This window comes from Acinetobacter gyllenbergii, assembly GCF_001682515.1.
Classification (GTDB): Bacteria; Pseudomonadota; Gammaproteobacteria; order Pseudomonadales; family Moraxellaceae; genus Acinetobacter; species Acinetobacter gyllenbergii.
The window spans coordinates 47,883-60,131 of the sequence record NZ_KV575266.1 but is presented as its reverse complement, the minus strand read 5'-3'; the positions used below and the strand labels follow the sequence as shown (position 1 = coordinate 60,131).

The 12,249-nt window shown below is 43.3% G+C and carries 12 protein-coding genes; 7 read left to right on the top strand and 5 right to left on the bottom strand.

The features are described from left to right. Positions 1 to 9: 9 nt before the first annotated feature. Positions 10 to 801: a triose-phosphate isomerase gene (tpiA, locus tag NG55_RS14370; protein WP_065343638.1), complete on the bottom strand. Its 792-nt coding sequence runs from the start codon at positions 799 to 801 to the stop codon at positions 10 to 12. Between the two features lie 372 nt (positions 802 to 1,173). Between tpiA and pilB the strand changes: the two genes are divergently transcribed. Genes pilB through coaE form a run of 4 tightly spaced genes read left to right on the top strand, consistent with a single transcriptional unit; the run spans position 1,174 to position 5,620 of the window. Then, positions 1,174 to 2,886: a type IV-A pilus assembly ATPase PilB gene (gene pilB / locus NG55_RS14365; protein WP_016660492.1), complete on the top strand. Its 1,713-nt coding sequence runs from the start codon at positions 1,174 to 1,176 to the stop codon at positions 2,884 to 2,886. A 24-nt stretch (positions 2,887 to 2,910) separates the two neighbouring features. Beyond that, positions 2,911 to 4,140: a type II secretion system F family protein gene (locus tag NG55_RS14360; protein WP_065343637.1), complete on the top strand. Its 1,230-nt coding sequence runs from the start codon at positions 2,911 to 2,913 to the stop codon at positions 4,138 to 4,140. Between the two features lie 12 nt (positions 4,141 to 4,152). Beyond that, positions 4,153 to 5,013 (top strand): prepilin peptidase, encoded by an 861-nt coding sequence (locus tag NG55_RS14355; protein WP_065343636.1) that lies wholly within the window; start codon positions 4,153 to 4,155, stop codon positions 5,011 to 5,013. A 1-nt stretch (position 5,014) separates the two neighbouring features. Beyond that, positions 5,015 to 5,620 (top strand): dephospho-CoA kinase, encoded by a 606-nt coding sequence (coaE, locus tag NG55_RS14350; protein ID WP_065343635.1) that lies wholly within the window; start codon positions 5,015 to 5,017, stop codon positions 5,618 to 5,620. On the opposite strand, the gene NG55_RS14345 is transcribed toward coaE, so the two are convergent. The 3 genes from NG55_RS14345 to ppnP all read right to left on the bottom strand — a co-directional run bounded on the left by NG55_RS14345 (position 5,617) and on the right by ppnP (position 7,827). Then, complete coding sequence (locus NG55_RS14345; RefSeq protein ID WP_065343634.1) at positions 5,617 to 6,528, bottom strand: DMT family transporter; 912 nt, start codon at positions 6,526 to 6,528, stop codon at positions 5,617 to 5,619. The two genes, coaE and NG55_RS14345, sit on opposite strands and share 4 nt — an antisense overlap. 29 nt (positions 6,529 to 6,557) lie before the next feature. Further along, on the bottom strand, positions 6,558 to 7,304 hold the full coding sequence (rlmB, locus tag NG55_RS14340) for a 23S rRNA (guanosine(2251)-2'-O)-methyltransferase RlmB (protein ID WP_065343633.1): 747 nt from the start codon (positions 7,302 to 7,304) through the stop codon (positions 6,558 to 6,560). A gap of 196 nt (positions 7,305 to 7,500) precedes the next feature. Then, positions 7,501 to 7,827 (bottom strand): pyrimidine/purine nucleoside phosphorylase, encoded by a 327-nt coding sequence (gene ppnP, locus NG55_RS14335; protein WP_004656225.1) that lies wholly within the window; start codon positions 7,825 to 7,827, stop codon positions 7,501 to 7,503. Positions 7,828 to 8,430: 603 nt separating this feature from the next. Between ppnP and recN the strand changes: the two genes are divergently transcribed. The 3 genes from recN to ruvX all read left to right on the top strand — a co-directional run bounded on the left by recN (position 8,431) and on the right by ruvX (position 11,194). Then, positions 8,431 to 10,089 carry a DNA repair protein RecN gene (gene recN, locus NG55_RS14325; protein ID WP_023270910.1) on the top strand — a complete coding sequence of 553 codons (1,659 nt, stop codon included), beginning with the start codon at positions 8,431 to 8,433 and terminating at the stop codon, positions 10,087 to 10,089. A gap of 114 nt (positions 10,090 to 10,203) precedes the next feature. Beyond that, a complete protein-coding gene (locus tag NG55_RS14320; protein WP_004656229.1) occupies positions 10,204 to 10,758 on the top strand; it encodes a YqgE/AlgH family protein in 555 nt (184 codons plus the stop codon). After that, positions 10,751 to 11,194 (top strand): Holliday junction resolvase RuvX, encoded by a 444-nt coding sequence (ruvX, locus tag NG55_RS14315; protein WP_023270911.1) that lies wholly within the window; start codon positions 10,751 to 10,753, stop codon positions 11,192 to 11,194. The genes NG55_RS14320 and ruvX overlap by 8 nt, the downstream gene beginning before the upstream one ends. Positions 11,195 to 11,247: 53 nt before the next feature. Here the strand turns inward: ruvX and NG55_RS14310 are convergent, their stop codons facing one another. Then, positions 11,248 to 12,249 carry an HlyD family secretion protein gene (locus NG55_RS14310; protein WP_016542322.1) on the bottom strand — a complete coding sequence of 334 codons (1,002 nt, stop codon included), beginning with the start codon at positions 12,247 to 12,249 and terminating at the stop codon, positions 11,248 to 11,250.

The window sequence follows — 12,249 nt, the reverse complement described above, 5'->3', positions numbered from 1 at the left end:
AATTCCTCGTTATTTGCTTTGTGCAAATGCTTTTGCGATTTGGTAAAACGATTGCGCATTTAAAGATGCTCCACCGACCAAAGCGCCATTAATATCTGGACATGCCGCTAATTCAACTGCATTTTCAGCTTTTACGCTACCCCCATAGAGAATAGCCATATTTGCACCAAATGCTGTAATCTGTTTTAAACCTTCACGAATTTTTGCATGCATCGCTTGAGCATCAGCTGGTGAAGCCGTCTTACCTGTTCCAATTGCCCAAATCGGCTCATAGGCGATCACAATATTTTGCCATTGTTCAGCCTTGACCACGGCTGCAATATCGCAAATTTGTTGTAATACTACTTGCTCTGCTGCACCCTGCTCACGCTGCTCTAAACTCTCACCTACGCAATAAATAATCTTGAGGCCAGCACTTAAAGCATTTTGTAATTTCGCTTTTAAGATTTCGACATTGTCACCGAATAACTCACGGCGCTCAGAATGTCCAATTAAAACAAACTCAATGCCACTGTCTTTCAACAATTCAGCGCTCACCTCACCCGTATAGGCACCAGTACCTGCGACACGTGAAACATCTTGAGCAACGGTGTAAATCGTTCTCGCTGCATCTTTAAATTGTGTCTGAATGCCGCTTAACGCGATTGCAGTCGGCGCAACTCCAATATGACATTGCTCTGCTGCAATATTTTCCTGTTGTAATAACTGTTTAAATTCTTCTACTAATTGGAAAGCATTCGCATGCATTGGATTCATTTTCCAATTGCCAACAACCCAAGGAGTAATGCTCGAGTTCGACATACTTCGCCCGCCTACTGTTAATTTCTCAAAAATGCTGCATATTTTACACGGATTTTTATAAAATTCAGTTTTTTCTTTTACTGAGCTATAAATGACCCAAAAATCATCATGATCCGTAAAAGTCTCTTTGCTGCCTTGATGCTATGATGGTGCTTCACATTCAAATTAAAAGGTAGTTTCAACTGAATTTATTTGATTCTTTGCAGGATTTATTTCAATCAAAGAAAATTAATTGACAAAAAACTCGATCAGTTCAAAGTTTTAGCTAGGAACCAAGGCAAAAACAACACTTTCTGTAGTAGTATTTTTGCATAACAAAAGTATAATTTTTAGAATACATATTATAAACATTTATTGTCATAAGGCGGACAGATGTCAGGATTACATACGTCTCCAAAGTTTTCGGGGTTTATTCGACGGTTAGTTGAAGATGGACACATGTCCACGACAATCATGCAGACCGCAATTGATGCAGCTAAAAAGTCACAACAAGATATCGTTGCACATTTGATTGAACAGCATCGCTTATCTCCTCTGACCATTGCGGAAACCATCGCCATCGAATTCGGTGAACCACTTTTCGATCTGGCCGTATATGATACTGCTCTACTGCCTCGTGATCTGGCGGATAACAAACTCATTCAGAAACACAAAGTTGCGCCACTGCTACAACGTGGGCAAATTCTATATGTTGCGACCAGTAATCCCACTAATATCGAAGCATTGGATGCGATTCGCTTCAATACCAAACTGAATATTGAACCGATTATTGTTGAACACACTAAACTTGAAAAACTGATTGAACAACAGTTTGGCGATTCTGGCAGTTTTGATTTTGGAGAAAGTGAAGACTTTGATCTTGACATTGATGTGAGTCAAGATCCAAGCAACGAAGAGGATGAGGCACCACAAGGTGATGAGTCTCCAATTGTCAAATATATTAACAAACTATTGATTGATGCGATCCGTATGGGGGCATCTGACTTGCATTTTGAACCTTACGAAAAAATGTATCGGGTGCGTTACCGTGTTGATGGTGTACTCCGTCAAATTGCCAATCCGCCTTTACAAATGGCCACTCGCCTCGCCTCGCGTTTAAAAGTCATGTCACAAATGGACATTTCTGAAAAACGAATGCCTCAGGATGGACGGATTAAACTCAAACTCTCCAAAACTAAGGCGATTGATTTCCGTGTCAACTCTCTGCCAACATTATTTGGTGAAAAGTTAGTACTGCGTATTCTCGATCCATCAAGTGCCATGTTAGGGATTGAAGCACTCGGTTACGAAGATGAGCAAAAAGCCTTATTCATGGATGCGTTGGATAAACCACAAGGCATGTTACTGATTACAGGCCCAACAGGTTCAGGTAAAACCGTGTCTCTGTATACTGGTTTAAACATCCTCAACACTGAAGATACCAACATTTCTACAGCCGAAGACCCTGTCGAAATTAACTTAGAAGGGATTAATCAGGTCAACGTCAATCCCAAAACAGGACTCACCTTCTCTGCCGCACTGAAAGCGTTCTTACGCCAAGATCCTGATGTGATTATGGTCGGGGAGATTCGTGATCTGGAGACTGCTGAAATTGCCATTAAAGCTGCACAGACAGGTCATATGGTGATGTCAACACTACATACCAACAGTGCACCTGAGACACTGACTCGTTTACGTAATATGGGCGTGCCCTCTTTCAATATCGCAACCTCCGTCAATTTGGTGATTGCACAACGTTTGGCACGTCGCCTCTGCGGTCAATGCAAAGAAGAGATTGAGATCCCTAAGCAAAGCTTGCTGGAACTTGGGTTTACCGAACAAGATTTAAATGACCCTGAATTCAAAATTTTTCAACCTGTCGGTTGTGCGGAATGCCGTGAAGGCTATAAAGGTCGTGTGGGGATTTACGAAGTCATGAAGGTTACACCAGAGATTTCCAAACTCATTATGGAAGATGGCAATGCCTTACAAATTGCAGCAGCATCAGAACAAGCAGGATTTAATAATCTACGTCGTTCGGGTTTGAAAAAAGTCATGCAGGGAATTACCTCTTTGCAAGAAGTCAACCGAGTAACAAGTGAATAAAATCAATAAAAAGGATTAATAATCATGGCAGCTAAAAAAGCGCAAATGATGCCAACTTTTGCTTATGAAGGGGTCGACCGGAAAGGGGCAAAAATTAAAGGGGAATTACCAGCACGTAATATGGCTTTGGCTAAAGTTACCCTGCGTAAACAAGGCGTAACCATCAAGAACATACGAGAAAAGCGTAAAAATATTCTTGAAGGTTTGATGAAGAAAAAAGTCACCACACTGGATATCACCATCTTCACCCGCCAATTAGCGACCATGATGAAAGCAGGCGTACCTTTGGTTCAAGGTTTTGAAATTGTGGCTGAAGGACTTGAAAACCCATCCATGCGTGAAGTGGTACTGGGCATTAAAGGCGAAGTCGAAGGGGGGAATACCTTTGCAGGCGCACTCAAAAAATATCCACAATATTTTGACAACCTATTTTGCTCTTTAGTTGAATCTGGTGAACAGTCTGGTGCACTTGAAACCATGCTTGATCGTGTTGCAATTTATAAAGAAAAGAGCGAATTATTAAAGCAAAAAATTAAAAAGGCCATGAAATACCCCATCTCAGTGATCGTAGTCGCAGTTATTGTGACGATTATTTTGATGGTGAAAGTGGTTCCTGTCTTCCAAGATCTATTTAGCTCTTTTGGTGCAGACCTACCTGCATTTACCAAGATGGTGGTCAATATGTCGAAGTGGATGCAAGAATACTGGTTTATTCTGATTATTGTAATTGGTGCGATCATCGCTGCCTTTCTCGAAGCAAAAAAACGCAGCAAAAAATTTCGTGATTTATTAGACAGGATAGCACTCAAATCACCTATTTTCGGAGATTTGGTCTACAAAGCGATTATTGCCCGTTATAGTCGCACCCTAGCCACAACCTTTGCGGCTGGTGTTCCGCTGATTGATGCGCTGGAATCAACGGCTGGAGCAACCAATAACGTTATTTATGAAGAAGCTGTGATGAAAATTCGTGAAGATGTCGCAACAGGGCAACAACTACAATTTGCGATGCGGGTTTCAAACCGCTTCCCCTCTATGGCAATTCAGATGGTGGCGATTGGCGAGGAATCTGGTGCTTTAGATAGTATGCTGGATAAAGTCGCAACGCATTATGAAAATGAAGTGGATAATGCGGTCGATGGCTTAACCTCGATGATGGAACCTTTAATTATGGCGATTCTTGGTGTACTGGTCGGTGGTCTGGTCATTGCCATGTATTTACCAATCTTCCAAATGGGCTCAGTTGTCGGATAATCTGGTGTTTTGATGCAATCTTTTCTCTCTTATTTTATTGAAAACCCAACTGCACTTTATCTTGCAGTTGGGCTTTTTAGTTTATGTATTGGCAGCTTTCTGAATGTTGTCATTTTTCGCACGCCTCGGATGATGGAACAGGAATGGCAACAAGAATGCCAAATGCTACTCCATCCTGAACAGCCGATTATTGATCAGGCTAAACTCAGCCTAAGCCAACCAGCCTCAACCTGCCCGAAATGTAATTCAAGCATTCGCTGGTATCAAAATATTCCAGTACTCAGTTGGTTAGCTCTTCGTGGCAAATGTGGGACTTGCCAGAATCCAATCAGTATCCGTTATCCACTGATTGAATTACTCACCATGTTCTGCTCACTGGTTGTGGTTGCTGTATTCGGTCCAACGCTTCAAATGCTATTTGGTCTGTTACTCACATGGATGCTGATTACCCTCACCTTTATTGATTTTGATACCCAACTACTGCCTGATCGCTTTACACTGCCTTTGGCGGCTTTAGGTTTGGGAATAAATAGCTATGCGATCTATACGACAGCTAGTGCTGCGATTTGGGGTTATTTAATCGGTTTTCTATGCTTGTGGATTGTGTATTACATTTTCAAACTGATCACAGGCAAAGAAGGGATGGGCTATGGTGACTTCAAACTCCTTGCGGCCTTAGGCGCTTGGATGGGGCCCCTCATGCTACCATTAATTGTGTTACTCTCTTCTGTAGTGGGTGCAATCATTGGTATTATTTTGATAAAAGCGCGCGGTGAAAATCAGCCTTTTGCATTTGGTCCATATATCGCCATTGCAGGCTGGATTGCCTTTTTATGGGGTGATCAAATTATGAAAGTGTATCTAGGTGGTTAATATGCGTTTTATCTTGGGAATTACAGGTGGTATTGGAAGTGGTAAATCTGCTGCGACCCAATGGTTTGAGTCCCAAGGTATTACCGTGGTCGATGCTGATGTAGTAGCGCGAGAAGTGGTTGAACCTGGCCAACCCGCGTTGAAGTCGATCCAAGAGGCTTTTGGTGACTGGGTATTATTAGCCGATGGCAACCTTGATCGCCGTGCCCTGCGTGAACATATCTTCCAATTTCCAGAAGCACGCCAACGTTTAGAAAAAATTACCCACCCTGCCATCCGTCAGTCGATTGTTCAGCAACTACAACAAGCTGAAAGCCCATATGTGATCTTGGTTTCGCCCCTACTGTTTGAAACCAATCAGCATGAACTGGTTCAACATACCTTACTGGTCGATGCTGATGAGCAAACACAACTAGAACGTGCCAGCCAACGTGATGGGCAAAGCGAAGCGCAGATCCGAAAAATTATTGCAGCACAAATGTCTCGCGCTCAAAAACAGCAATTAGCCAATGATATTGTACTGAATGATGGTCTGTTAGAACATTTGCACCAGCAGCTCAAACCGCTGCATTTCAGCTACTTACAACGTGCAGAACACAGCGCTTAACCTTGTTTCTGTTTTTCTAATTGTACGCTCAAGCTGTCTTTACGTAGCCATCGCCATGGCTGCAAAGCACCAACTCCCATCCCAATCAAACCACAAACTATTGCAGCATTGAGTGGCTCATTTAATAAAGGGACTGCTACCACTGCGGCAATAAACGGTGCCAAGGTCACAATACTCCCCGTCTTAAATGCCCCTAAACGCTCAATCGCTGCCACATAGCTTAAAGTAGCCACGATCACCACCAAGATGCCATGAAAAAGCCCTTGAATCAGCAGATGGATCGGTGCAGCATCTTGAAAATGCTTGGGAATAAATAAAAGATAAATCGGTAAATAAATGATTGCAGACCAAATCACCACGCCAGCGGTTGCATGCCACGCAGATAGCTTCCACTGCTTCAACAGGACCGTGAAAATCCCCCACCATATCGCACTGATAAAAAGCAGTAGATCTCCAACACCCAATGCCGAAGCTTGCTGATGCAACATCAAATAGCTCATCAGCATCAAAGCCGCCATCATGATCAATAGACTGAACCAAGTGTGTTTATCAAAAGGCTGTCTAAATAATAAATAGGCCGCTACAGCAGTACACAAAGGTATACAGCCATTGAGAAAAATAGCAGCGTGTGCCGCAGGTGCATGTAAAAAGGCAGTATAGACCGTCAAACAGTAAACCAGACCACCGATCAGCGCCAAAATCATAGGCCGTGGATGCCATAAGAAGGCAAAATCTTTTTTATAAATCAAGACAGGTAATAAAATCAAAGAAGCGATCGCAAAGCGCATCGCCACCAGATCCCAGACACTGACATGCCAATGTGCATTGAGACGGGAAAAAATGGTAAATCCACCCCAAATACACATGGTTATAAAGACAAAAAAATAGCCTTGCGTACGCGCCGTCATTTTAAATCATATGAACCGTGAGGATTAGATTATACACCACGCTGACGACAAGCTTCATACAATGCCATGCCTGTTGCCACACTGACATTCAAGCTTTGTAAATCACCTGACATTGGAATATAAACAGTATGATCACATTGTGACTGGGTAATCGGCCTTAAACCGGTATCTTCTGCGCCCATCACAATCACCACAGGCCCATTGAAATCACACTGATGAATCGGCAAAGCCTTCTCATCCAACATCGTCCCAATGACACGGGTATGGGTGCTGTCTTTTAAATGCGCAAGTGTTCGAGCAAGATTGGTCACCTGAATAAATTTGACTTTTTCAGCGCCACCAGCAGCCACCTTACGTGCGGTCGGGGTTAAACTCGCAGAACGATCACGCGGTACAATCACTGCTTGAACGCCCATCGCAGCCGCAGTACGAATACATGCACCCAAATTATGCGGGTCTGTCACTTGATCGAGGGCCAACAACAATGCATCTGGAGATTGCTGCATCAACTCATCTAGATCTTTTTCATTGAGAGTCGGATGTGGGCGCACAGCAGCGACGACACCTTGATGAAAAGGTAGGCCTGCAAGCTTCTCTAAGCTGTCACGACTGGCTTTTTGAACACTAATCCCAAACGGTTCAGCCAACTGCAAAATTTTCTGCAAACGCTGATCATCACGTCCTTTCAAGGTAAATAAAGTCAAAACGCGTTCAGGCTCTAACTCCAACAATGACTCTACTGAATGAACGCCATAATAATATTCAGGTTTTGCCATGAACGACCTCTTGCTGTATTCCCTCAGATATAAAGAAGGAGAATTAGGGGGATTTTAAAAAATAAAAATCCTGCAAAGGAACTTTACAGGTGAGGAGCTGTTATAGCTCCGCAAGGGAATTTAATAAAAAATCCTGCAAAATGACTTTTACAGGATTTCCATTAAATCTAGTGTACTCGATTTGGACCAGAATAGGTTAGCCTTCTAAATGGCAGACATAATCTAGGACTTCATCTGCTTCAATATGAAAGGTACTATTTCCAGGCACATAGAAAGATTGACCCGCACGGAATAATTCACTTTCAGTGCTATCTGCAATTTTGACGCGACATTCACCAGAAATAATTTCCATACGCTCTGGAACATGTGTTTCGAAAGTTAAAGGCTGTTCAGTAGGTAAAATAACCCCTAAAGTCTTTTTTGTACCATCTTCAAATTGTACTGTATGGCTAATACATGCCCCACCAAAATACACATTCGATTTCTTAATGACCGTTACATGATCAAATTGCACTGAACTCATGCGTACTCTCCAAATAATGCCGCATTTATATTAGGTTATGCTGGACGTAGTTTAATTGTGCCGTGACAACTAATCAATCCATTTTCTAGGCTAAACATAGCAATTTTCATACCTGAGCCCAGATTAACAAAGCAACGCTTTGTCTGGGCGCAAGACGAACAGCTTTGCTGTGAGTAAAGGAGCAACCCAACGCTTTGTCTGGGCGCAAGTCGAGCAGCTATGCTGTGAGTGGCGAGGAAAAGCAAAGTGAAACTTTGCCTGGGCGCAAGTCGAGCAGCTATGCTGTGAGTGGCGAGGAAAAGCAAAGTGAAACTTTGCCTGAGCGCAAGACCTTGCGCCATATATGGCTCATATGCTGCGAGTTACGAGGATTAACAAAGCATAAGAAGCATCGCTTCGTAAGGTTCGGGCGCAAGACCTTACCTAAGTACTACACCAACCGTTTTCTATTCACGATCAAGAAATACAAAGCGAAATGTTCTCTGAAGCTTACAAACTATCAGCAATTCCTCAGTAAATCAGGAAAATCCTGTATTCCGCTCTTGTCGTCACTTTAAAACTTCTCTATCTTTAAGCAAAAGATTCCGTGCATTGGATGCGTTTATGCTCACCCATTTAACTTTAATTAATTTTGCACTCGCTGACCATTTGGCTTTAGATATTGAACAAGGCTTCAATGTACTGACTGGTGAAACTGGCGCGGGCAAATCATTATTGTTAGATGCGCTTTCTGCCTGCTTAGGTGAACGAACCGATACCAATTATGTGCGTTATGGTGCAGATAAAGCCGATGTCACCGCCGTGTTTAGTTATCAAACCGAAAGTGCTGAAGCGCACTGGCTGACTGAACATGAACTGGATGATGATTCCGGTGAAATCCATTTAAGACGTGTGATTTTTGCGACAGGTCGCAGTAAGGCATGGATTAATGGCCGCCCAAGCAGCTTGGCCGAACTCAAAGAAATTGGCCGCTTACTGGTTCAACTGTATAGTCAACACAGTCAGCAACAATTACTCGAACCGCCTTATCCAAAACATTGGCTTGATCGTTATCATAATTTTGCCGAACCTTCGCAAGCAGTACGCGATGCTTATAGCACATGGCAACGAAATATTCGCCAACATCAAGCCGCCCTGGATGCACAGGCGACACGCATTCAAAAAATACAACGCTTAGAGTCTCAAATAGAAGAGCTTGAAGAGGTTGTTCAAACTGATTATCGCGAAACAGAACAAGAATTTGATCGTCTCAGTCATCATGAACATATCATGCAAGACTGTAGTTATAGTCTAAATGTCTTGGATGAAGCCGAGCAAAATATCACTCAAGAAGTTGCCTCAATCATTCGTCGCCTAGAATCTCATGCAGGTCGTAGCGAACAACTCGCCAACATTTATAATTCATTGTTAAATGCGCAAAGTGAGATTGATGATGCAACTGCAAGTTTGCGTCAATTTATTGATCGTCAAAGCTTTGATCCTGAACGGATGGAACAACTGAATGCCACCCTCGAAGTGTTCCATCGTCTAGCGCGTAAACATCGCACCCAACCTGAATTACTCAAGCAAGACTATGAAACTTGGCAGCAGGAATTAGAACAACTGCATCAGTTGGAAGATCCCGAAACCTTAGCTGAGCAAGTTGAAGTTTCCTATCAGGCCTTTTTACAAGCAGCACAACACTTGGATGACATCCGTCGTGCCGCCGCAATACCTTTGGCAAAACAACTGACCGAGCAAGTCAAACCACTGGCCCTCCCTGAAGCACATTTTGAGTTTAAATTTGAACCACAGGAACCCAATGCCGAAGGACTGAGTTTTATTCAGCTATTATTTACCGCCAATAAAGGCATTCCACCGCAGCCCCTGGCACGCGTTGCCTCGGGTGGTGAGTTATCCCGTATTGCGCTGGTAATGCAAGTGATGAATGCCGAGAAAACTGAATCTGAAGTTTTGGTGTTCGATGAAATTGATGTCGGCATCAGTGGTGGCACTGCTGAAGTGGTAGGCCGATTACTGGCCGATCTGGCTCAACATGTGCAACTGCTCTGTATTACCCACCAAGCCCAAGTTGCAGGACAATCAGACCAACATTTATTGGTCAAAAAACAGCAGACCGATCCTGCCAGCAGTACCATCATCGAACTGGATGAAGAACAACGCATTTTAGAATTAGCACGTATGTCTGGTGGGGTCGAAATTAGTGAAACGACTTTGCAGCATGCTCGGCAACTACGTCAGCTTAAGTTCCAAACGGCCTAATTAAAGCGATAAAATTTCAGAAAAAGATTGGCGAAATCCGATTAACTCTTGTATGTTGATAAAAAGAACCTATCTAACTAGATCAGCACAATATATTGATGGAGAATCGCCTAGGTGACGAAACAATACTTAACTCACCGTTGTCTCATCGCTCCACCAGACATGGCAGATGACTTTTTTGCCAATACAGTCATCTATATTGCTCGCCATGACGAAGATGGTGCTCAAGGTATTATTATCAACCGACCTTCAGATTTACAAATCAAAGAATTACTCAATGATTTAGAAATTGATGCCGACAATGTCCACCCCCATGCAGTGTTGCAAGGTGGTCCATTACGTCCAGAAGCAGGCTTTGTACTACATACAGGTCAACCGACTTGGCATTCATCCATTGCAGTCGGTGAAAATGTCTGTATCACCACCAGTAAAGATATCTTGGATGCAATTGCGCATAACGAAGGTGTCGGACGTTATCAAATCGCCTTGGGCTATGCCAGTTGGAGCAAGAACCAACTCGAAGAAGAGATTGCACGTGGTGATTGGCTGATCTGTGAATCAGATATGGATTTGATTTTTAATCTGCCTTATCACGATCGTTGGGATGCTGCTTACAAAAAGATTGGGGTTGACCGGACTTGGTTTGCTTCTGAGATTGGCCATGCCTGATATGCAAAACGCTCAATCGATTATGGCTTTTGATTTTGGCACCCAAAAAATGGGGATGGCTATCGGCCAATCCAGTATTGAAAGTAGTACGCCCCTGCCATTATTCCCGATGAAAGACGGTATTCCAGACTGGGATAAATTATTAAAGATTGTCAAAGAATGGCAACCGAATCTATTTATTGTGGGTTTACCGCTGAATATGGATGATAGTGAATCTGAGCTCTCTGCTCGGGCAAGAAAATTCGCCCGTCGTTTACGTCATCAAACCAATATTGAAACCTGGATGGTGGATGAACGTTTGACTACACGTGAAGCCAGAGAAGAACTCGAGTCTTATCAAAGTAAAGGACAGGCAAAACGCTTATCGGCAGATAGCTTTGCAGCAGGATTATTAATTCAGAGTTGGTATCGTGATCCTGCAGGGATTACACCTTAACTCAATCTCATGACAATTTTTCAACATTGCGGCATCCGTGCCGCCTAGTAGCATCATTTTTCAATAATTCTTACGGTAGCCGTACGTCCAGAAACAAAGGCCAATGGATTTTGCGGTTGCTCATCCAGTACAATTTTCACAGGCACACGTTGCGCCAAACGCACCCAACTAAAGGTTGGATTCACATTGGCCAATAGATTCGAGCTCCCAGAACGCTCACGATCTTCAATCCCCGTTGCGATACCTTGTACATGGCCTCGAATGCGCTGTTTATCTCCCATCAACTGGACAGTTGCTGCATCACCGACATGAATACGGTTCAGTTTAGTTTCTTCAAAATAACCCACCACATAGAGCTGATGACGGTCTAATAAAGCAGCAACCGCTTGCCCCACCTTCACATAATTACCCACCCGCAAATCAAAATTCGATAAAGTTCCATCCGCAGGTGCAACCACTTCAGAACGATTCAAATTTAACTCAGCCAAATGCAGATTACTGGTCGCTACATCAATTAAAGCTTGCTGTTGTTGAATGGCGGCATTGGCTTGCTCAATACTGGCGGTGAGCTGCTCACGCTCAGCAACAGCTTGATCACGGGTCGCAAAGACTTGATCTTGCTCTTGCTTAGAAATTGCACCATCCATCAGACTGGCATAACGCGCTGCATTTTTCTCAGCCAACTTCATATTGGCTTCAGTTTTCACCAAACTCGCTTTTGAACCTGCCAAATTGGCATGCGCTTGTGCCAAACCGGCTTTGGCTTTAGCAAGATCAGATTTGGCTTGCTCAACATCCAAGGCTTGACGCGCGACATCAATCTTGAACAACACCTGCCCTTTCTTCACAGTTTGGTTGTCTTGCACCAAGACCTCTGTCACCAAACCATTGACATCGGAAGCGACCTGAATCACATCGCCACGGATGCGTCCATCGCGTGTCCATGGTGCAGCATTGTAGTAATTCCATAAATGCACAATGGTATAAACGGCAATCAAAACCGCAACCAGCAATACCATAGGACGTATGACTTTTCGCACATCAAATGCATTCAT

Coding starts and splice junctions, on each gene's coding strand:
- tpiA (WP_065343638.1), bottom strand. CDS start 801: ATGTCGAACTCGAGCATTACTCCTTGGGTTGTTGGCAATTGGAAAATG.
- pilB (WP_016660492.1), top strand. CDS start 1,174: ATGTCAGGATTACATACGTCTCCAAAGTTTTCGGGGTTTATTCGACGG.
- NG55_RS14360 (WP_065343637.1), top strand. CDS start 2,911: ATGGCAGCTAAAAAAGCGCAAATGATGCCAACTTTTGCTTATGAAGGG.
- NG55_RS14355 (WP_065343636.1), top strand. CDS start 4,153: ATGCAATCTTTTCTCTCTTATTTTATTGAAAACCCAACTGCACTTTAT.
- coaE (WP_065343635.1), top strand. CDS start 5,015: ATGCGTTTTATCTTGGGAATTACAGGTGGTATTGGAAGTGGTAAATCT.
- NG55_RS14345 (WP_065343634.1), bottom strand. CDS start 6,528: ATGACGGCGCGTACGCAAGGCTATTTTTTTGTCTTTATAACCATGTGT.
- rlmB (WP_065343633.1), bottom strand. CDS start 7,304: ATGGCAAAACCTGAATATTATTATGGCGTTCATTCAGTAGAGTCATTG.
- ppnP (WP_004656225.1), bottom strand. CDS start 7,827: ATGAGTTCAGTGCAATTTGATCATGTAACGGTCATTAAGAAATCGAAT.
- recN (WP_023270910.1), top strand. CDS start 8,431: ATGCTCACCCATTTAACTTTAATTAATTTTGCACTCGCTGACCATTTG.
- ruvX (WP_023270911.1), top strand. CDS start 10,751: ATGCCTGATATGCAAAACGCTCAATCGATTATGGCTTTTGATTTTGGC.
- NG55_RS14310 (WP_016542322.1), bottom strand. CDS start 12,249: ATGAATGCATTTGATGTGCGAAAAGTCATACGTCCTATGGTATTGCTG.